Source organism: Geobacillus sp. Manikaran-105 (assembly GCF_002809955.1).
GTDB lineage: Bacteria > Bacillota > Bacilli > Bacillales > Anoxybacillaceae > Geobacillus > Geobacillus thermophilus.
In genome coordinates, this window is the sequence record NZ_PIJG01000007.1 from 26,685 (window position 1) to 46,157 (window position 19,473).

Genomic DNA, 19,473 nt, shown 5'->3' on the forward strand with positions numbered 1-19,473 from the left:
AGTGGTGACCGTGCGGCGGGCCGAGCCGTTGGTTACAACAGGCAGCCGCGGGCTGCAGGAAGATTCGTTCCCATTTCGGCTTTATCAAAAGGCCAAGCGGTTGGAAGCGGCGGCCCACGATTCGATGTTCGGCCCCGATCACCATGCCGACATCATGAATTTCACCGCCCACCAACTGGCAGCGAGGATGGAAGTGTTGAAAAAAGCGCATGAGAAACCGTTTGACGAGCTGTTTGGACTCGAAGAAAGCGAACATGTCGGGTGAGAGGGAGGCTAGGCCGAAAAACGGCTTTCTATACGTTGAACAGGCAGACGCCAACCGGCAATGATGACCGGCTGTTCGACGCCAATGGAAATCGATAGATGTCTATATAGATGCAACGAAAAAGTTTAACATATCCTTGATGGAAAAGTCACTTGTCCATTTTTCGACTGTCGAAGGCAAGCCACAGGCTTGCCTCCGTCACGCCAAGGCGTGACGGAAGACCGAACAACCACCCGCTTCACAGACCCATACATGGGTCTGAAAGCGGCGTTGTTCGGTCGCCCGACAGTCGATCAAATGCTCGGTAAAAGCTACAAATGTTAAAGCTTCAAATTGCATCTATATATATTGAAGCCGGCAAGCAAGAAGGGGCGACGCTTGTCTGCGGCGGCCATGAAGTGGATGTGCCCGGCTGTGAGGGAGGCCATTTTGTCGCACCGACGATTTTCACGAATGTCACGAATGACATGACAATCGCCCAAGAAGAGATTTTCGGCCCAGTGCTGTCGGTCATCCGCTATCATGACGTGGAAGAGGCAGTGGCGATGGCCAACGACACGATCTACGGGCTTGCGGCCGGCGTCTGGACGCGCGACGTCAACAAGGCGTACGCCATCGCCGGGCGCCTGCAGGCTGGGGTCGTCTGGATCAATGATTGGCATATGCTTCGCAATGACGCGCCGTTTGGCGGCTACAAACAAAGCGGCATCGGGCACGAGATGGGCAAATATTCGCTTGATGCTTACACGCAGCTGAAGCATGTGCACACATCAATGGTGCCGGAGCTTGAAAAGCGGAAATGGTATCAAGTGCTGTTTTCCCGCCTGCACGCTATGATGAAAAAGTAAAGGGGGACGAAGGAACATGACGACGTTAGCGAACTTTTGGCTGCGCACCGCCATTTACACCGGATCGAACGCCCGCGCGCTCGTGCCGGACTTGTTCCGCGGGCTGGGTGCTAAGCGGGTGCTATTGCTTTCCGACCGAGGACTCGAGCAGGCTGGGGTCGTGGAGAAAGTGGCCGATCTGTTTCGGCTGACAACGCGCGGCGTTGGACCGGAGCTGGCCGGCATCTTTTTAGATATTCGCCAAGATGCGGAGAGCGAATGCGTCAATGAAGCGGTGCGCTATGCGCGCGAGATGGGAGCGGACGCCTTGTTGGCGGTCGGCGGCGGCAGCGTGCTCGATACGGCCAAAGGGGTGAAATACGCCCTGTTTAAAGGGTTGCGCGACATTAAAGAGGCGATTCCCGGCGGGCTGCGGTACGAGTCGTTTCCGCAAGCGCAATTCATGCCGATCCCGCACATCGCCATCCCGACGACGGCCGGCACGGGGTCGGAAGTGTCGCCGATTGCGGTCATCTATAACGAAGAGCTGCGCTTGAAAACGAACATCATCAATCCGTTTATCAATGCCGACGTCGCTGTCTTGGACCCGGATTTAACCGTCGGGCTGCCGCCGAAGGTGACGGCGTTTACCGGCATGGACGCGCTCACCCATGCCATTGAAGCGCTCGCCTCGCCGACGGCGACCGCCATGACCGATGCGTGCGCCTTGCAGGCGATCCGCCTGATCCGCGACTACTTGCCGATAGCGGTCCGCGACGGCGGAAACATCCGCGCCCGCTTGGAGATGCTGCAGGCGAGCCTGCTCGGCATCACCGCGTTCAGCTTTGCCTTAAACGCCATTCCGGTGCACAATTTCGCCCATGCGTACGGCGCAATGTTCCGCATTCCTCACGGCTTGGCGAACGCCGTCTTTTTGCCGGTCGTGATGGAAGCGATTCCGGAGTTGTACTTGCCGAAAGCGAAGCTGCTCGCTGAAGCGCTTGGCATTCACGATCACGGCCAAGGAGACGATGTGCTGTTGGCGAAGTCCATTGAACGAATCCGCCAGCTGCGCGACGACATTGGCTTGCCAAGGGATTTTGCTGACTACCCGATCACGGCGGAGCAATTTGCCGCCACCATCCCGGCGGTTGCCTCCGATCCGGCCGCAGTCAGCTTCCCGATGCCGCCGGAATTGATTCGGGCGATCGGCGAGCGCGTCGTCAAGCTGACAGTGGAAAAAGGACAAGGCAAGTAGAAACAGGTGTCCCGTTCGGTATGCGGGACACCTGTTTTCGTGCCGGCTGTTCAGCCCCGCGGCCGTCCGATGACCGCATCTAACGACCAAAGCCGGCTGCCGTTCAGCCACAAATATACGGACATTGCAAGCAAGGCGAGGTTGAATTCATAGCCCGTTTCCCGTCCGTTGCCAAGCAAACCGGCGTCGGCTTTGGCGGTGGCGATGGCTCCGATCATGATGATGGCAAACGCCGCCGCAATCGGCCGTGTGCCAAGGCCAAGCATCATCGCCCAGCCGCCGGCAAGCTCCACCATCGTCACGATGTAGGCGAGCCAGCCGGGAAGGCCCATAGCAACAAACGAATCCGTTGCCGCCTCAAGCCCCCGTTGCCATTTCACCCACCCATGGGCGAAAAAGATGAATCCGGTGACAATCCGCAATAGAAAAGCGCCTAGTTCGTGAGAATGCATCGGTTTTTGTCCTCCTTGTCCCAACAGCATGGTAGTACAATGTATGCGGGCGGGTCCGCCCCCATGCCTTTCGTTAGCCATTTGACCAGCGATGGGCTACAATGGAGGGGAAGCGCGTCAAAAGTAGAGGAGGATGGCCATGAAAATTGAAGTATGGTCCGATTTTGTCTGCCCGTTTTGCTATATCGGCAAACGTCGCTTGGAACAGGCGCTTGAGCCATTTCCGCACCGGGAAAACGTTGAAATCGTATTCCGCAGCTTTGAACTCGATCCAAACGCACCAAACGAGACCCCGTTGACGATTCATGAAATCATCGCCAACAAATACGGCATTTCGCTTGAAGAAGCGAAGCGGGCGAACGCCGATATCGGCCGGCAGGCGGAGGCGGTCGGATTGACATTCCGCTTTGAGACGATGAAGCCGACGAACACGTTTGACGCCCACCGGTTGGCGCAATACGCCAAGGAAAAAGGGAAGCTGAACGACATGGTGGAACGGCTGTTTTATGCATATTTCACGGAGTCGAAGCGAATCAGCGACCGCAATGTGCTGCTTGCGCTCGCCGAAGCGGCCGGGCTTGAGCGGACGGAAGCGGAAGAAGTGTTGGCCAGCGGCCGCTACACACAAGAGGTGCGCCGCGATGAAGAAGAAGCGGCGGCGTTGGGCATCCGCGGTGTGCCGTTTTTTGTTTTCAACGGGAAGTATGCGATTTCCGGCGCCCAGCCGGTTGACGTGTTCCGGCGGGCGCTGGAGAAGGTATGGGAGGAAGAACAATCGCGGCCGCTGCAGCTTCTCGGTGAAGAGGGGCGGGCGTGTGGAGACGATGATTGCCGATTCAATTGAATCGATATGGAATGGTTGGGTAGAGGCGGTCTCAAAAGATCGTCTCTCTTTGAGAGATTCAATAGATAGATCGTGTCGCCGCAGTGATTTGTTCCTGCCTTCTTGCAAGAAAGAAAGGGTGTCCCGTTGCGTTGGGGACACCCTCTTTGATGATGAAGTTGTCATCCGATTAGGAAGTATGGTACATTTAATGATAATGAAAATCGTTTTTAAATCAGATGCGGAGGGAACAGTGATGGCCGATTTGTACGATGTCACCATTATCGGCGGCGGACCAGCGGGATTGTATGCATCGTTTTACAGCGGGCTGCGTCAAATGAAGACGAAGTTGATCGAGTACCAGCCGCAGTTGGGCGGCAAGTTGCATGTCTACCCGGAAAAGTTTATTTGGGATGTCGGAGGGCATGCGCCCATTACAGGAGAACAATTGATGAACCAATTGATCAAGCAGGCGCTGTTATTTGACCCAACAATCGTTTTGAATGAAAAAGTCACGGCCATCCTACGCCAACCAGACGGCACATTTTTGCTGCAAACCGCTTCAGGAGCGCAACATTGGTCCAAAACGGTCATTGTAGCAGTCGGAAGCGGCATCATCAAACCGAAAAAGCTGGACATCGAAGGGGCGGAAACATTTGAGGTGACGAATTTGCATTATACCGTCAAATCGCTCCAGCGATTTAAAGGGAAAACCGTGATCATTTCCGGCGGCGGCAATTCGGCGGTCGATTGGGCAAACGAGCTCGTGCCGATCGCCAAAACCGTTTATGTCACCTACCGAAACGAAGAGTTCAAAGGCCATGAAGCGCAAGTTTCACAGCTGCTTCACAGCGGGGCGGTTTGTTATTTTCATACATCGATTACGAAACTGATTGCTGATGCCCGCCATCATGCCATTGAGCAGGTCGAGCTGACCAACCATGCGACCGGTGAGGTCGTCCATCTGCCCGTGGATGAGGTGATCGTCAGCCATGGTTATGAAATTGACACTTCGCTTCTGAAAAACAGCCCTTTGCATATCGAAATGGTGGATGACTACTATATCGCGGGCAATGCGAACAGCGAGACTTCGGTGCCGGGGCTGTATGCGGCGGGCGACATTTTAAAGTATGACGGCAAACTTCATCTGATCGCCGGAGCTTTCCAAGACGCCGCCAATGCAGTCAACAGTGCCAAGCGGTTCATTGATCCATCAGCGGAACGATTTGCCATGGTCTCCTCTCATAACGAGCGGTTTCAAGAGAAAAATCAAGCGATCATCGAGCAGTTGATCAAGGGGGTATAGGGAGCAGGGTGAAATACCTTGCAATGAATTTCTTTTTCAGGTTTGGCAGACAAAAATAAGAAAGGGGTGTCCCGTTTCTGTCTGGGATCCCCCTTCGTTAGTTTTAACCGCGTTTGACAAAAAGCGGTAAGTCCGTATGCCCCATGCCGCGGACGTAGACGAACAGCTGGCCTTTATGATGAATTTCGTGATCCATTGCCATTTGCAACAACTGCTTGGCTGGAATTTGAATGCCGAAAATCGATGTTAAATCGAGCGTCCGGTCGAAGTCGTCATCGCTCATCGATTCGATGAGCTGCCTCGTTTTTTCCGTATATGTTTCCGCCAGCTTGGCCAAATTCGTCTCCGGTTCCTCGATTTTTTGCCGGAACAGCGATGGATCGCCGTGTTTTGCCGTATTAGCGAAATTGTAGAAGCTGAACAGCATATGCGTCGCCAGCTGCTTCGCTGTCATCGAGGTCGGCGTCGGTTTGTACTCATAATGCGCCTCGTCGATTTTGTGGATCAGTTCCAGCGTGACACGGCGGTGCGAAAGGAAATATTGCACCCATTGTTGTGCGCGGGACATGGCCATTCCTCCCTTTGGTTATGGACTTCTATTTTCTATTTTACCATAAAGGCTCTTCACCAAAAGTTGTACTTGATTTTTTCTGAACATACCCTATTTACGCTTGTGAGGGAAAATCAACAAGTCCGTGATTTTTGCACATCTTTGTGCAGGAAACCGTATTGCTTGTCAAGTACATGTTGTGGTGAAGAGCCAAAAAGAAAAACGATTTTGTCCTTGACAAAATCGTTTTTCAACAGTCTGGGGTATAAATATTTATACCTTATTGTTTTGCTGATACAGTTGTACGATTTGTTCCTCCTGTTCGCTAATGATGACTTTTGGAACAGGCGTCGGTTTTTTGTTTTGATCGATGGCGACCATCGTCAAAAAGCATGTAGTGGTCAAGTGATGTTCGCCTGTAAATAAATCTTCTGTTTCGACTTTGACGAATACCTTCATGGATGTGCGTCCAGTCGAGTAGACGAATGCTTCGAGTTTTAAAATATCGCCTACTTTCGCGGACGAAATGAAATCAACTTTGTCGATCGAAACGGTGACGACCGCTTTTCGTGCATGGCGCATGGCGGATATTGCTGCAATTTCATCAATATACGCTAAAACGGTGCCGCCAAAAATCGTGCCAAGATGGTTCGTATCAGAAGGCAAAACGAGCCGCATTTGAATCGTTTTTGATTGCTCGACGCTCACTTCCATGACTTCATCCCTCCGTAAGCCAAAAGTCGCTCCCGGTATTCGTGTGCGGCTTCCACCATCGCTTTGAGTGCGGCAATTGCTTCTTTTTCTTTTCGCGTTTTTAATCCGCAATCGGGATTGACCCAAAATTGTTCTGGACGAAGGACGCGAAGCGCTCGCTCGATTTGTTCGCTTATTTCTTTTTTTGTCGGAATGCGTGGGCTGTGAATGTCATAAACCCCTAAGCCGATTTCTTTTTTGTACTCATATGTTTCAAATGCAGCAATAAGCTCACCATGGCTTCGCGATGATTCAATGGAAATGACGTCGGCATCAAGTTTATCGATGACATGCATCATCTGTTCAAACTGTGAATAGCACATATGGGTATGAATTTGCGTTTCCTCTTTCACTGATGAGGTAGCAAGACGAAACGCCATAACGGCATCTTCCCAATAGGATGCGTGTTTTTCCTTTTTCAATGGCAATCCTTCCCGCAATGCTGGTTCATCGACTTGAATGATGCGTATGCCTTTCGCTTCCAAGCGCAACACTTCTTCACGAATGGCCAAGGCGAGCTGTGTCAGCACATGTTTTCGTGGAATGTCGTCGCGAACGAACGACCAGTTTAACATGGTTACAGGGCCTGTCAGCATGCCTTTGACAGGTTTATGGGTCAGCGACTGGGCATATACCGTTTCTTCTACGGTCATCGGTTGTTGGTAGGACACATGGCTAAAAATAATGGGCGGGCGAACACAACGTGATCCATACGATTGTACCCAGCCGTTTGTCGTGCATGCCATGCCTTGCAGCTTTTCACCGAAAAATTCTACCATATCTGTGCGCTCAAATTCCCCATGGACAAGCACGTCGAGCTGCAGTTGCTCTTGAATGTCGATCCATTTTGCGATTTCTTTCTTTATAAAGGACTTATATTGATGATCGTTCCATTCCCCTTTTTTCCACTTCATCCGAGCTCGGCGCACGTCGCTCGTCTGCGGGAAGCTGCCGATTGTCGTTGTCGGCAACAGCGGGAGTTGCAAATGTGATTGTTGTATCTTTCGTCGTTTGCTGTAAGGTGTTCGGCTTACCGGAACGGCTGTGATCTCGTTTATTTGTTCTTGTTGTTTGCGGAACTTGGCTAAATTACTGTTTGTTTGTTCGTCGTATTGGATTAGCTTGTCGATTGTTGTGTTTCCTTTCATATATTCTGTCAGCATACGTATTTCATCTAATTTTTCATCGGCAAATGATAAAGCCCCAGCGAGCTCCGGCGGCAGTGAATGTTCGTGTTTTGTCGTGACAGGGACGTGCAGTAAGCTGCAAGACGGTTGAATGATCAGTTGTTCAGCAACGTTTGCTAGATGGTGAAGGAGCGTCGCTTTTTGGGCAAGCGAACTTTTCCATACATTGCGGCCATCTACAATCCCAGCAACTAATATTTTATCTTTCGGAAATCCATAGGTGTTTATGTTTTTCATGTTTTCGCCATTATCATGTACAAAGTCAAGCCCAATGCCTGCGACAGGTAAAGCAACGATTTCACGATAATGCGACACGCTATCAAAATATGTTTGTAAAATAAGGTTTATATTTGGTACACCGCGATGAAAAACTTCATATACATCACGAAATGCATCGACGATGTCATCGTCTATATCTTGGACGAGAATCGGTTCATCGATTTGGACGAATGACACGCCCGCTTCGCTTAGTTGTTTGAATAATTCTACATAAACAGGAACTAATCGTGCGAGATGTTTGCGCCACTCGTGTCGATCGTATTGCTTAGAAAGCAAAAGAAACGTAATCGGTCCAAGCAACACAGGTTTTGTTTCTAAATCGAATGTTTCTTTTACAAGGTTGTATTCTTTCAATAGGCGATTCTCCACTAATCTTGGCTTTGTTTGTCCAATTTCAGGCACGATGTAATGGTAATTTGTATTAAACCATTTCGTCATTTCAAGCGCATGTTGCCCATTTGTCCCGCGTGCCATCGCAAAATATTGCTCAAGTGTATCGTCTATTTGTTGAAATTGCTCTGGAATATATCCAAACATGAATGCTGTATCTAATACGTGATCGTATAAAGAAAAATCTCCAATTGGAATGAGATCGATTCCTTTCTCCATCTGTTTACGAATCGAATCAAGTCGAATCGCTTCCATCATTTTGGTGCATTGTTCTTTGGTGATCTGCCCATTCCAAAACGATTCTAACGTCTTTTTCCATTCTCTTTTCTCCCCAATGCGTGGATACCCTACATTTGAACTGCGGATGAACATGTGGAAGCACCTCCAGTTATTTGATCCCAATCAAGCAAAAAACCCTCTTCCAACGGAAGGAGGGTATAACTAGCTTGTATTGAGATACGTGAAGTGCCTCAATATCATATGTCCTCACTCCTCCCTATGACGCGTAGGTCGAAAGTGCATACAACAGGCAGGTCTCCTGACTTAGCTTCATCGCTGTTTATCTCCTTCCCATTTCAAATGAAACAGTGGATTGTGATAAACAGCTCTGCATCACAGTGGCGCGACCGTGTTGGATTTTCACCAAACTTCCCTTTTAAGGTTCACCGCATGTGTGAACCACCTGTTGCGTGAACTGATTATTTGGTTGTATAAAATTTAGAATAAAAGAATTTTTTGTTTTTTTCAACCTAAATGTTTTTGTGAAGGGGTTTTAAGAGGTATAACGGCATAGTAAGCAGGGATATTTTTTGAGTTAATATTAGTATTTTATGTAAAAATATGTTTTTGTGAAAATGCAGGACTGACGTGTGATTTTCATCCCCGGGTGGAGGGCAAAGTGCGCTGCCCATGGAATTTTTCTGCGAAAACAAAACACCGTTTCTTGTACATTCTTTCAGAAAGCCTTTTCCCTCTTTTCTGAAGAGTGTGCTAAATTTTTTGTGAATTGTTTCGGAGGCTCTTCACCAAAAGTTGTACATGATTTTTTCTGAACATACCCCATTTACGCTTGTAAGGGAAAATCAACAAATCAGTGATTTTTTCAAATCTTTGTGCAGGAAGCTGTATTGCTTGTCAAGTACATGTTGTGGTGAAGAGCCGTTTCGGGCGGAAATTTCCATTTGTTTCAAAGATGGGGAGGAAATTTGATCAAGTTTCACGACTTTGTCATTGACATTCAAATGTATATGGATGGTGGGAAAGACGAGGAGGAGATCCAGATGGATAAGTCGATGAGACACGACATCGCACTGTTTCGGTACAGGATGATCGCTCCGTTGGTGAATGGGCACCTCGACCTGCCTTCCGTTTTGCCTATTCGATCGAGCTTGGCTCTGTTCCCATGTCTTGATCCGACAGCTACTCTTGGCAACACCGGACGCATCCCAGCGTCGACTCGGTTCGGCCTGCTCTTGCTTTGGTTCATTTCCTCTGTGGCAACGGAAAAAATCGCCCTTATTCATTACAGAAATCTTGTGCTCCTCTCCCCCTTAAAGGAGTGGGAGGAAGTGCAATATGGTATAATTTTCTTGACGATTGGAATGCACCAAGCCTGTTCCGTCCGTCTCTATCCGACAAAAGAACAGGAACCGTATATCCGGTGCATCATAGGATGTTGCCGATTTGTGTACAATCATTTTCTCACTCGCTGGACAGAAGGCCGCCTTGAAGGCATATGTTTGTGTGCACGAATGGTCCACGTTGAAAGAATAGTTCCTCCGGTTTTGGAAAGATGAAAGTAAACCATAAAAATCATGCACGCGAGGTAGTGGACAGGCGTCATGATGAAAAGGGGTGGGTAAAGATGGAACATCACTCTTCGTCCCATGTTCCGCGCATAAAAGTGCTCATCGCCGATGACAATCCTTTTGTCCGCGAAGGGCTGCGGATCATCTTAAGCACGTATGACGAGTTTGATGTCGCCGCGACTGTAGGCGATGGGAAAGAGGCAGTGGACTATTGTCGACATCATGAAGTTGATGTCGCGTTATTGGATGTGCGCATGCCGAACATGAATGGAGTGGAAGCGACAAAGCTTCTATGCGAGCAGACGAAGACAAAGCCGCTCATCTTGACGACGTTTGATGATGATGAATACATTCTAGACGCCATTCAATACGGTGCAAAAGGATATTTTTTAAAAAATACGGACCCGGAACGAATCCGCGAAGCGATCAAAGCGGTGTATCACGGCCAAGTGGTGATGCAGGAGATGGTGATGGACAAAATTAAGTCCAACTTAAAAGAAGAAGCAGAAGCAGCCCCGAAAATCGATAAAAGCCTGTTTACGGAACGAGAGTTGGACATTATGGCGCTCATTGCGAAGGGGCTTTCGAATAAAGAGATTGCCAAACAGCTCTTTCTCTCCGAGGGAACGGTGGCCAATTACATCACCTCGATTTTGGACAAAACCGGACTGCAACATCGAACGCAAATTGCTGTTTATTACTTGACGGGAAAAATCGGCTGAGGGGACGTTATGGAATCGCTGCTGATCATTTACAAGCTGATTGTATGGGGCTATGCGGCATTCGATTACATTTCATCGAAACAGCAAACGGGAGCGGGCTTTGTTCTCGTCTCTCTGATCTATTTTTGTCTTCAGCTGTTTGCCCTGATCGTTCGGCATATGAGGTGGAAAAAGGGAGCGGCGTTTGGTTCCGTTGTTCTTCTCGTTCTAGCCGCCGTCTTTGTGGAGCCGTTATGGGCGTTGTTGCTGCCTCTCAATGGGTATGAGCTGGCCTCCGTGTATATCCACCGAGTTTGGGGGATCGGGGCGGTGTTGTTGACGCCGATGATTGGGCTTCGTCCGTTGGAGGCGAAATTATACGGTTTGGTGGCCTTGTTCAGTCTTGCGAGTGTGACGGCAGTCAAGCGGCATATCGAGCGGATCGAACAACAAGAAGATCGTCTCGACGAGATGCGCCATGATTTGCATCGGCTGACAAGAAGGATCAGCGAATATCATCAATACATCAAGCAGTCGGAATATACGTTGCAGTTGGAAGAACGGAACCGTCTGTCGCAGCGCATCCATGATCAAATCGGCCACTCGCTCGCGGGAGCGCTCATTCAGATGGAGGCGGCCAAACGGTTGATGGATGGGGACCGCGACAAGGCGAAACAACTGTTGGAAAACGCCATCCATATTTCCAAAGAAGGCATGGAACAAATCCGGATGACCTTAAAACAGATCAAGCCACCGCTCGAGCAAATCGGGCTGAATCGGGTGAAATTATTCATTGAAGAATTTTCCGCCCAACATCATCTCCCGGTTCCGCTCGTATGCAAAGGGGATTTGGATGTAATTACACCAATCCAATGGAAAGTGATTTATGAGAACATTGCTGAAGCGTTGACGAATGCGAGCAAATACGCTGAGGCCACGGCCATTGCCGTTGAAATTCACGTGTTGAATCGAGTCATCAAGGTGGAAGTGAAAGATAACGGGAAAGGTGCGGCCAAGATCAAGAAAGGACTTGGGATCATCGGCATGGAGGAGCGGGCGGCCTCTGTTCATGGCACGGTCATTGTCGATGGAACGAACGGTTTCTCTGTCACGACGTTGCTTCCGATTCATGAGTAAATCGTGAATTTTCTCATGTCAACGAGATGAATTCCTGCACTTACAGGAGTTCATCTTTTTTTCTATAATCCATAATACCAAGCATGGAAAGAAGGTGGAACGATGAACATGTTAGAGATCAAACAAGTGACCAAAAAATTTGGTGACTTCATCGCTGTCGATCATATGTCTCTTACGGTTGCCGAAGGGGAAATTTTTGGCTTCCTCGGAGCCAATGGAGCAGGAAAAAGCACAACCATCAATATGATTGCCGGGCTGTTGCGCCCGAACGCGGGAGAAATCAAGATTCTCGGCAAGGACATCGCCAAGCATCGCCAGTTTGCCAAACGGCATATCGGCATTGTTCCCCAAGAGATCGCCATCTATGAAAATTTAACGGCGTATGAAAATGTTGAATTTTTTGCCGGGTTGTATGGACTGCGCGGCGCACAGTTGCGCCAGCGGGTGGAAGAGGCGCTCGAGTTTGTCGGTTTAAGCGATAAGCGCAAAAGTTATCCGAAACATTTCTCAGGAGGGATGAAGCGGAGGCTCAATATCGCCTGCGCTCTTGCCCATCGGCCGAAGCTCATCATTATGGATGAACCAACTGTCGGCATCGATCCGCAGTCGCGAAATTATATTTTGGCTTCGGTCAAAAAGCTCAATGAGATGGGATGTACGATCATTTATACAAGCCACTATATGGAGGAAGTGGAGGAGATTTGCACACGGATCGCGATCATTGATCATGGAAAGATCATCGCCGAGGGGACAAAGGAACAGCTGGAAGCGATTATCACCGATACAAAAGATATTTGGCTGGAAATTAGGGGGATGGATCGGCTCAACAAGCAACATCTTCAAGACATTCCCGGGGTCAAGGCGGTGCAATGTGAAGAAAATATGATCAAAATCAGTTCGGATATCAGTGTCAATAATTTAAACGAAATTGTGCAATGCCTGATCCATGACGGCGTCGAAATTCGTTCGCTGGAAGACAAATCACCGAATTTGGAAACGGTCTTTCTGGCGCTGACGGGGAGAAATTTGCGGGATTAGCGGTTTGGAGTGTCATCATGCGAAGGAGGTGCTTCTTTTGAATATTTTTCGCATTGCAGCCAAGGAAATCAAAAGTGATTTTCGTGATGTCCGGACGCTGTTTTTTATGATGCTGTTTCCGATCGTACTGATATTCATCTTAGGAACAGCCCTTTCCAACGCGTTTCACTGGACGATTTCCGTCGATGATGTACACGTCTTGTACAACGATCAACAAGCAGGGCCGTTGTCGCCGTATATTCAAACGATGGTCCAAGCCGCGAAGAAAGCCCACATCGATTTTCAAAAGGCATCCGACCATATAAAAGGAACGAAAGCGGTGCAGGAAGGAAAAGCGGATGGATACATCGAGATCAGCCCGCATGGAGTGGAGTTGTACACCAATGAGCGCAACAAGATCAAAGGAAGCATTGTAGAGGGGATGATGGCCGCGTTTGTCGGCCGATATCAGCTGGCGATGGCCGTTTCCGAGGTGAAGCCTGGTTTTGTTCCATCCAATAAACATGTGCATGATGAGTATATTCAAGAACGGTCGCTGCATTCCAAGCGCAAACCGGGAGCGATGGATTATTATGCGGTGGCGATGACAACGATGATTGCTTTATACAGCGCATTGCCGGGCAGTTCGTTGCTGCGGGGGGAGCGGACGCGGAAGACGGCTGATCGCCTTTTGGCTGCTCCTGTTCGCAAAAGCGAGATTTTTATTGGAAAGCTGACCGGGAACGTGGCGGCGAATTTTCTTTGTGTTGCGGTCGTCATGTTGTTCAGCCAATGGGTGCTTCATGCCGATTGGGGGCATCACGTAAGCCTCGTATGGTTGCTTATGTTGACCGAGGTGGTATTGGCCATCAGCTTTGGTCTAGGGATGAGCTATATGGCAAGGACGGAAGGAGCGGCGCGAACGATTGCGATGGTGATCATTCAGCTGTCTTCCTTTTTCGGCGGCGCTTATTTTCCGATCGATGAAACAGCATGGTATGCCCATTTGTCTCCGCTTTCTTGGATGAATGACACGATTTTCAAAATCGTGTATGCGAACGATTTGTCAAGCGTCGTTCCTACTATGCTGCTGAATATCGGTATAGCGGCGTTGTTTTTGATGATCGCTGTCGTGTCGATGGCGAGACGGGAGGGATTATAAGGTGAATGACGTCATCTGGTTGGTGAGATATACGTTAAAGCGAACGTTTCGTCGGAAAATCAATTTTTTGCTCTATTTCGGCACCCCTTTGGCCGCGATTCTGTTGTCCTTGTTTGCTTACGGAAGCTCCCCGGCCAAGGATGTGCGCATCGGGGTGGTCAATGAGGATCATGGGCGGGTTGCCGATGATGCGATCCGTTTTCTGAAAAGCCTTGATCATCTCTCCGTGAAAAGCGTGAAGTTGTCAGCGGTGGACGACCAAATCACCTCGCAAAAGGTGGATGGCGTGCTGATTTTCCCCCAAGGGTTTTCCGAAAGCGTTCAGCACGGCCAGCCCCGGCCGATCGAACTTGTCTCGCTCAAGGGAGCGGAAATCACGATGTTCATCAAGTCGTACTTGCATGAATACATCGATCATTTGGCGACATTGGGGCGATTGGCCAATGGGGATCGCGATCTCTTTTGGAAGATGTATGAACGGTATCAACAAGCGCCGTTCCGCCTGTCCGTTCACTCGCTGTCCGACACAGCCAAACAAAAAGGGGTCACGTATCAAACGATCGGTTATTTGGTCATGATTATGTTGATGTCAGCGGGAAATTTGACGGAGATCATCATCAAAGAAAAAGAAGAGCGCACCTATTCCCGCTTATTGACGACGCCGATTCAGGCGAGAACGTATGTGTTATCGAATGTCGTGGTGAATTTGTTGATGATGGCGGCACAAATCATCGTGACAATCGCGGCCATGAAGAACATCTTTCATATTGATCCTAATATTCCGATGTGGCAAATGGCCCTGGTGCTCCTGCTTTTCTCTTTATCCGCGATCGGCTTGTCTTTGATTACCGTGATGTTTGCGAACAGCTCTGCTTCCGCAGGGGCGCTGCAGCCCTTAGTCACGGTGCCGACGTGCATGCTGGCCGGCTGTTTTTGGCCGGTCGAGCTGATGCCGAAATTTTTGCAAAAAGCGGCGTATTTTATACCGCAGCGGTGGGCGCTCGATTGTTTGGTAAAGCTGCAGGAGGGGCGCTCTTTCGGAAGTTTGTATTGGCATCTGTTGATTCTTCTCGCCTTTGCGCTGACCTTTTTCCTTCTGGCTGTTTACAAGTTCAGTCGAAGCCAACAGAGTGGACAGTTTGTATAATGCCCAGCGGTCTATGTTTTCTTGTACGGCTGTGTGGGGGGCTTTCATCATATCGAACAAGTCGATCAGCGGAAATGTCAGGTGCAGTCGTTTTTTGACTGCGCCTTATTTGTTGGCCTTGGGGAAGTATCTATGGCATTTTGGAGTGCCACGCTTATGCTAATAGTGCCATATTCCGAAACGACGAAGGATGTGAAAGGAGAAGAAAGATGGTTAAAATTTTTCTCGATCCAGGTCACGGTGGGAACGATACCGGCGCGGTCGGCAACGGGTTGTTGGAAAAAGACATTACGTTGTTTATTGCTCTCGAAATCAATCGTCTGCTGCAAAATGAGTATGAAGGAGTTTCCGTGCAGCTAAGCCGGACAAAAGATGAAACGGTGTCACTTGATGAGCGGACAGACCGGGCCAATCAATGGGGGGCGGATTTATACGTCGCGATTCACGTGAATGCCGGTGGCGGCACGGGGTATGAAGATTATATTTATGATCGGCTCGATGACGATTCGGCAACAGCCCGCATTCGTGATGCCATTCATGAAGAAGTCGTCAAAGCTACGGGATTTCGCGATCGTGGGAAAAAGAAAGCGAATTTTCATGTGCTGCGGGAGACCGCGATGCCAGCCGTGCTCACGGAGAACGGATTTATTGACCGGGAAGAGGATGCGAGAAAACTGAATGATACCCGTTTTTTGCGCATGGTCGCCCGCGGGCATGTGAACGGGTTGGAGCGGGCGCTTGGGCTGCGGAAGAAACCGAATGCTCCGAACGATCCTCCGCCAAGCAGGCCGGACGAAGGAGGGGGACAGGCGCCAAGTGGGAGTGATTTGACGCGCGTCATCGTGGATGGGACGCAAGTCGGGGCATTTGCGGAGAAGGAAAATGTGCTGCGCCAAGTGGAGCGTTATTTAGGAAAAGCAAAATACATTGTGTTGGAGCGGATTGGAATGTAAATAAGAAAGGCTTGCCTAGTTTTCGCTGGGCGAGCTTTTTGTTTGTTTGTCTTGGTGAGCTCGCCGCTTCTTTCGCGATCTTTCCCTCATATGAGTATAGCGAAACACGCAAGGAGGGGAAGAATGTGTTCACCTATTCGATCGTGCAGCTCGCTCGCCGCCATGCAGCGCGGCTTGACCGTCCGCTTCGTCATGCGCTCGTCAACATGTACCAGCCGATGATGCGCATGCCGTGCATTTTCCATCGTTGGGTGGAGCGATGGCTGAGGAAATGGCGGACGCTTTCCGTCTTGATTGAAGTCGAAAATGCTGAAGGGATGGAGGCAGTGGCCAAGGCGGAACGCGATCATTTCCGTATGAAAGTACGCCACCATTTTCGCCATGTTCCCTTCTACAGCGCACGGGTGACGCCGGCAGCGATTGAGCAGCTGCTCGAGCATCCGAAAGTGAAAAAAGTGTACCTCAATCGGCAGGTCAAGGCGCTGTTAAACAATGCAGTCCCATCGGCCAATGCCAAACATGTGGCTGTCAACGGAACGGAGTTAAGCGGAAAAGGAGTGACGATCGCCATTGTCGACACAGGCATTTACCCGCACCCGGATTTGGAGGGGAGGATTGCTGCCTTTGTCGATTTTGTCAATGGGCGCACAACCCCGTATGATGACAACGGCCACGGTACGCATTGCGCCGGCGATGCGGCCGGAAACGGGCGCATGTCGGACGGGCTGTATGCCGGCCCGGCGTATGAGGCAAACCTCATCGGCGTTAAAGTGCTTAATCGTTCAGGGAGCGGGACGTTGGAAACGATTATGCGCGGCATTGAATGGTGCATGGATTACAATAAGAAAAACTCGACTAAGCGAATCCATATTATTTCCTTATCGCTTGGAAGGGAGCCGCAGCCGTTTCCGATAGAAAATGATGATCCGCTCGTGCAAGTCGCGGAGCGGGCGTGGGATCAGGGCATTGTCGTCTGTGCGGCGGCAGGGAATGAAGGGCCGAATTATGGGACGATTTCAAGCCCGGGCATTAGCGACCGCATCATTACCGTCGGTGCTCTTGACGATCATGATACGGCGGCAACGCGCGCCGACGATGAGGTGGCGTCGTTTTCGAGCCGAGGGCCGACCGAGTATGGGGTGACAAAACCGGATCTCGTCGTTCCCGGGGTCAACATTATATCGCTTCGCGCCCCGCGTTCATTTCTTGACAAGATGAATAAGCAAAGCCGGGTCGGTGACCATTATATATCGATGTCCGGTACATCGATGGCGACGCCGATTTGCGCCGGCATTGTCGCGTTGATGCTTCAGGCCAAACCAAATGCAACGCCGGATGAAATCAAGCAGGCGTTAAAAGACGGCGCCGATTTGTGGAAAGGGCGCGACCCGAACGTATATGGGGCGGGTTACGTGAATGCGAAGCGGGCCATTGAGCAACTGCTGCAGCGCTAGAAAAAAGAGGGAGGCGATCATTGATCGCTTCCCTCTTCACGGTTATTGTAATCATATTTTGACGGATCGACCGGCTTGAAGCCTTTCGGTGTATAGAACCGGAGCAAATCGCCGTAGACGACTTTATCCGATAGGTCAAGCTTCGTACGGACGATTTGTTCGAGCCGCTGAATTTCCGGCGTGCTTTCAAGAGGTTCGCCTGTTTTCGTGTCATAGTACTTGCCGTTGACCGCTGTCACCTTCGGCGTGACAAAGTCGCCGTTGCGGAACGGAACGATTTCTTGATGTTCAGGTGACAGCAAATCCGTTCCAAAATGGACGTAATTTTTTGTATCAATGCCCAGCAGGTGCAAGACCGTCGGCAACAAATCGATTTGGCCGCCAAACTCGTGAATGACGCCGCCTTTTATGCCCGGCACGTGGATGAACAGCGGCACCCGCTGCAATTGCGCATGTTCATACGGCGTAATTTCTTTTCCTAAAATTTGCGCCATGGCTTTGTTATGGTTTTCCGAAATGCCGTAATGGTCACCGTACAAAATGATGACCGAGCGGTCGTACAGACCCGATTTTTTCAAGTAGTCAAAGAACTCTTTCACTGCTTCGTCCAAATAGCGTGCCGTTTGGAAATACCGGTCGACCGAGCCGTCGCCTGTCGTCGCCGGCGGGATCGTCGCATCTTCCTCGCTGATCGGGTACGGGAAGTGATTCGACAGCGTAATAAATTTCACATAGAACGGTTCTTTTAATGTTTCTAACAGCGGGATCGACTCCCGGAAAAACGGTTTGTCTTTCAGGCCGTAGTTCAACACGTCCTCATCGTTCATATCGTAGTAGCTGGCGTCAAAGAAATGGTCAAAGCCGAACGACTTGTAAATTTCATCGCGGTTCCAGAACGTTTTGTAGTTGCCGTGGAAGACGGCGCTTGTATAGCCGTATTGGTGCAAAATGGCCGGAGCCGCCTGATACGTGTTTTGTCCTTTCGTCGTAAAGACAGCGCCTTGCGGCAAGCCAAACAGCGAGTTTTCGAGCATAAACTCCGCATCCGACGTTTTCCCTTGTCCTGTTTGATGGAAGAAGTTATCGAAATAGAACGTGTTCGGATCGCGGGTGAGCGAGTTTAAGAACGGGGTGACTTCTTCACCGTTCAACTTATAGTTAATCACAAAGTTTTGCAGCGACTCTAAATGAATGTAAATGACGTTTTTCCCTTTCGCCACGCCGAAATATTTCGGGTTCGGTTTGGCATACGTCGCCTGCACATAGTTCAGCACAGTCGTGATGTCGCTTTTGTTTGCGAACGCCCGCTGCGTCGATGATTTCATGCTTTGGAACGCATCGTAAATCAAATAGTTGTACACGCCTAAATATTTGACGATATAGTTGCGGTCAAACGTTCTTGTCAAGAGCTGCGGGCGGTCGGTCTCAGCGAGCGCCAAGTTGATGCTGAACATAAGAATGGCCGAAGCGAAAATGGCGCCTTTTTTGAATCGGCCGGCCTGCACTTCCGGGAGCGAGAATCGCTTCGAGAAAACGATCACCGCCAAAATGATCGTATCCAAGAAATAGAACACGTCATACCAGCGGAGCAACTCCCAAATGCTTCTGCCGAGATCGCCGAAGTTTTTCGTTTGCGTCAACGTCGGGAATGTAATAAAATCGCTGAAAAAACGATAATAAACGATATTGGCGTATAGAATGAACGATAAGATGAAATTAATAATAATGAGCCATTTGTACACACGCGTTTCCTTGGCCAACAGCGCCAACCCAAGGAAGAATACCGCCGAGCTGATCGGGTTGATGAACAATAAAAACTCCTGCATGGAGTTGCTGATGCCAAGGTTAAATTCCGCTAAATAGGCGGCGTACGTCTTCAACCAAAATAAGAGCACGGCAAAAATAAAAAAGCCGATGTATTGGTTAGGGAGAGAACGACATTTTTTCAACCATTTTTCCCAAATTGCCTTCACGTCCTCTTCTCCTCCTTTGCCTCGTATTCTT

18 protein-coding genes, 1 pseudogene and 1 riboswitch are annotated in these 19,473 nt (G+C 49.7%); of the genes and pseudogenes, 14 read left to right on the forward strand and 5 right to left on the reverse strand.

Translation table 11 applies throughout. The features are described 5' to 3' along the window. Positions 1 to 4: 4 nt before the first annotated feature. From CV945_RS03645 to CV945_RS03655, 3 genes are all read left to right on the forward strand, one after another. Positions 5 to 265 (forward strand): hypothetical protein, encoded by a 261-nt coding sequence (locus CV945_RS03645; protein WP_232721976.1) that lies wholly within the window; start codon positions 5 to 7, stop codon positions 263 to 265. 317 nt (positions 266 to 582) lie between these two features. Then, positions 583 to 1,113 (forward strand): aldehyde dehydrogenase family protein, encoded by a 531-nt coding sequence (locus CV945_RS03650; protein ID WP_232721978.1) that lies wholly within the window; start codon positions 583 to 585, stop codon positions 1,111 to 1,113. A 16-nt stretch (positions 1,114 to 1,129) separates the two neighbouring features. Beyond that, complete coding sequence (locus tag CV945_RS03655) at positions 1,130 to 2,350, forward strand: iron-containing alcohol dehydrogenase (protein WP_100659152.1); 1,221 nt, start codon at positions 1,130 to 1,132, stop codon at positions 2,348 to 2,350. Between the two features lie 50 nt (positions 2,351 to 2,400). Here the strand turns inward: CV945_RS03655 and CV945_RS03660 are convergent, their stop codons facing one another. Beyond that, positions 2,401 to 2,802: a DoxX family protein gene (locus CV945_RS03660; protein ID WP_063193569.1), complete on the reverse strand. Its 402-nt coding sequence runs from the start codon at positions 2,800 to 2,802 to the stop codon at positions 2,401 to 2,403. Between the two features lie 139 nt (positions 2,803 to 2,941). Here CV945_RS03660 and CV945_RS03665 point away from each other — a divergent pair, with 139 nt between their 5' ends. Beyond that, positions 2,942 to 3,646 (forward strand): DsbA family oxidoreductase, encoded by a 705-nt coding sequence (locus tag CV945_RS03665; protein ID WP_100659153.1) that lies wholly within the window; start codon positions 2,942 to 2,944, stop codon positions 3,644 to 3,646. A 235-nt stretch (positions 3,647 to 3,881) separates the two neighbouring features. After that, on the forward strand, positions 3,882 to 4,931 hold the full coding sequence (locus CV945_RS03670) for an NAD(P)/FAD-dependent oxidoreductase (protein WP_020754705.1): 1,050 nt from the start codon (positions 3,882 to 3,884) through the stop codon (positions 4,929 to 4,931). 103 nt (positions 4,932 to 5,034) lie between these two features. Here the strand turns inward: CV945_RS03670 and CV945_RS03675 are convergent, their stop codons facing one another. The 3 genes from CV945_RS03675 to metE form a co-directional block, all read right to left on the reverse strand. Continuing rightward, a complete protein-coding gene (locus tag CV945_RS03675) occupies positions 5,035 to 5,499 on the reverse strand; it encodes a DinB family protein (RefSeq protein ID WP_063193571.1) in 465 nt (154 codons plus the stop codon). A gap of 255 nt (positions 5,500 to 5,754) precedes the next feature. Continuing rightward, a complete protein-coding gene (locus CV945_RS03680; protein ID WP_063193572.1) occupies positions 5,755 to 6,195 on the reverse strand; it encodes an acyl-CoA thioesterase in 441 nt (146 codons plus the stop codon). Then, a complete protein-coding gene (gene metE, locus CV945_RS03685) occupies positions 6,186 to 8,462 on the reverse strand; it encodes a 5-methyltetrahydropteroyltriglutamate--homocysteine S-methyltransferase (RefSeq protein WP_063193573.1) in 2,277 nt (758 codons plus the stop codon). The genes CV945_RS03680 and metE overlap by 10 nt, the downstream gene beginning before the upstream one ends. Before the next feature lie 139 nt (positions 8,463 to 8,601). Continuing rightward, a riboswitch (cobalamin riboswitch) is annotated at positions 8,602 to 8,791 on the reverse strand. A gap of 579 nt (positions 8,792 to 9,370) precedes the next feature. On the opposite strand from metE, the pseudogene CV945_RS17445 reads away from it, so the two are divergent. From CV945_RS17445 to CV945_RS03725, 9 genes and pseudogenes are all read left to right on the forward strand, one after another. Further along, positions 9,371 to 9,448 (forward strand): annotated as a pseudogene (locus tag CV945_RS17445) (helix-turn-helix domain-containing protein); the annotation flags it as partial. Positions 9,449 to 9,691: 243 nt separating this feature from the next. Continuing rightward, positions 9,692 to 9,886: a helix-turn-helix domain-containing protein gene (locus tag CV945_RS17450; protein WP_232721979.1), complete on the forward strand. Its 195-nt coding sequence runs from the start codon at positions 9,692 to 9,694 to the stop codon at positions 9,884 to 9,886. A 68-nt stretch (positions 9,887 to 9,954) separates the two neighbouring features. Next, positions 9,955 to 10,620 (forward strand): response regulator, encoded by a 666-nt coding sequence (locus tag CV945_RS03695; protein ID WP_100659155.1) that lies wholly within the window; start codon positions 9,955 to 9,957, stop codon positions 10,618 to 10,620. A 9-nt stretch (positions 10,621 to 10,629) separates the two neighbouring features. Further along, complete coding sequence (locus CV945_RS03700) at positions 10,630 to 11,736, forward strand: sensor histidine kinase (RefSeq protein WP_100659156.1); 1,107 nt, start codon at positions 10,630 to 10,632, stop codon at positions 11,734 to 11,736. Positions 11,737 to 11,838: 102 nt separating this feature from the next. Beyond that, positions 11,839 to 12,774, forward strand: a complete 936-nt coding sequence (locus tag CV945_RS03705; protein ID WP_063193575.1) for an ABC transporter ATP-binding protein — start codon at positions 11,839 to 11,841, stop codon at positions 12,772 to 12,774. A 37-nt stretch (positions 12,775 to 12,811) separates the two neighbouring features. Continuing rightward, positions 12,812 to 13,915: an ABC transporter permease gene (locus tag CV945_RS03710; RefSeq protein ID WP_100659157.1), complete on the forward strand. Its 1,104-nt coding sequence runs from the start codon at positions 12,812 to 12,814 to the stop codon at positions 13,913 to 13,915. Position 13,916: 1 nt separating this feature from the next. Then, entirely contained in the window at positions 13,917 to 15,062 is a 1,146-nt protein-coding gene (locus CV945_RS03715) for an ABC transporter permease (protein ID WP_100659158.1), read from the forward strand. Positions 15,063 to 15,271: 209 nt separating this feature from the next. Then, complete coding sequence (locus tag CV945_RS03720; RefSeq protein ID WP_063193578.1) at positions 15,272 to 16,015, forward strand: N-acetylmuramoyl-L-alanine amidase family protein; 744 nt, start codon at positions 15,272 to 15,274, stop codon at positions 16,013 to 16,015. A gap of 125 nt (positions 16,016 to 16,140) precedes the next feature. Beyond that, complete coding sequence (locus tag CV945_RS03725; RefSeq protein ID WP_100659159.1) at positions 16,141 to 17,469, forward strand: S8 family serine peptidase; 1,329 nt, start codon at positions 16,141 to 16,143, stop codon at positions 17,467 to 17,469. A 17-nt stretch (positions 17,470 to 17,486) separates the two neighbouring features. Here the strand turns inward: CV945_RS03725 and ltaS are convergent, their stop codons facing one another. Then, a complete protein-coding gene (gene ltaS / locus CV945_RS03730) occupies positions 17,487 to 19,442 on the reverse strand; it encodes a lipoteichoic acid synthase (RefSeq protein WP_100659160.1) in 1,956 nt (651 codons plus the stop codon). Positions 19,443 to 19,473: the final 31 nt, after the last annotated feature.

Excerpts from the sequence above, each read along its gene's own strand:
- CV945_RS03650 (WP_232721978.1), top strand. The coding sequence starts at position 583 with ATGTTAAAGCTTCAAATTGCATCTATATATATTGAAGCCGGCAAGCAA.
- CV945_RS03655 (WP_100659152.1), top strand. The coding sequence starts at position 1,130 with ATGACGACGTTAGCGAACTTTTGGCTGCGCACCGCCATTTACACCGGA.
- CV945_RS03660 (WP_063193569.1), bottom strand. The coding sequence starts at position 2,802 with ATGCATTCTCACGAACTAGGCGCTTTTCTATTGCGGATTGTCACCGGA.
- CV945_RS03665 (WP_100659153.1), top strand. The coding sequence starts at position 2,942 with ATGAAAATTGAAGTATGGTCCGATTTTGTCTGCCCGTTTTGCTATATC.
- CV945_RS03670 (WP_020754705.1), top strand. The coding sequence starts at position 3,882 with ATGGCCGATTTGTACGATGTCACCATTATCGGCGGCGGACCAGCGGGA.
- CV945_RS03675 (WP_063193571.1), bottom strand. The coding sequence starts at position 5,499 with ATGTCCCGCGCACAACAATGGGTGCAATATTTCCTTTCGCACCGCCGT.
- CV945_RS03680 (WP_063193572.1), bottom strand. The coding sequence starts at position 6,195 with ATGGAAGTGAGCGTCGAGCAATCAAAAACGATTCAAATGCGGCTCGTT.
- metE (WP_063193573.1), bottom strand. The coding sequence starts at position 8,462 with ATGTTCATCCGCAGTTCAAATGTAGGGTATCCACGCATTGGGGAGAAA.
- CV945_RS17450 (WP_232721979.1), top strand. The coding sequence starts at position 9,692 with ATGCACCAAGCCTGTTCCGTCCGTCTCTATCCGACAAAAGAACAGGAA.
- CV945_RS03695 (WP_100659155.1), top strand. The coding sequence starts at position 9,955 with ATGGAACATCACTCTTCGTCCCATGTTCCGCGCATAAAAGTGCTCATC.
- CV945_RS03700 (WP_100659156.1), top strand. The coding sequence starts at position 10,630 with ATGGAATCGCTGCTGATCATTTACAAGCTGATTGTATGGGGCTATGCG.
- CV945_RS03705 (WP_063193575.1), top strand. The coding sequence starts at position 11,839 with ATGAACATGTTAGAGATCAAACAAGTGACCAAAAAATTTGGTGACTTC.
- CV945_RS03720 (WP_063193578.1), top strand. The coding sequence starts at position 15,272 with ATGGTTAAAATTTTTCTCGATCCAGGTCACGGTGGGAACGATACCGGC.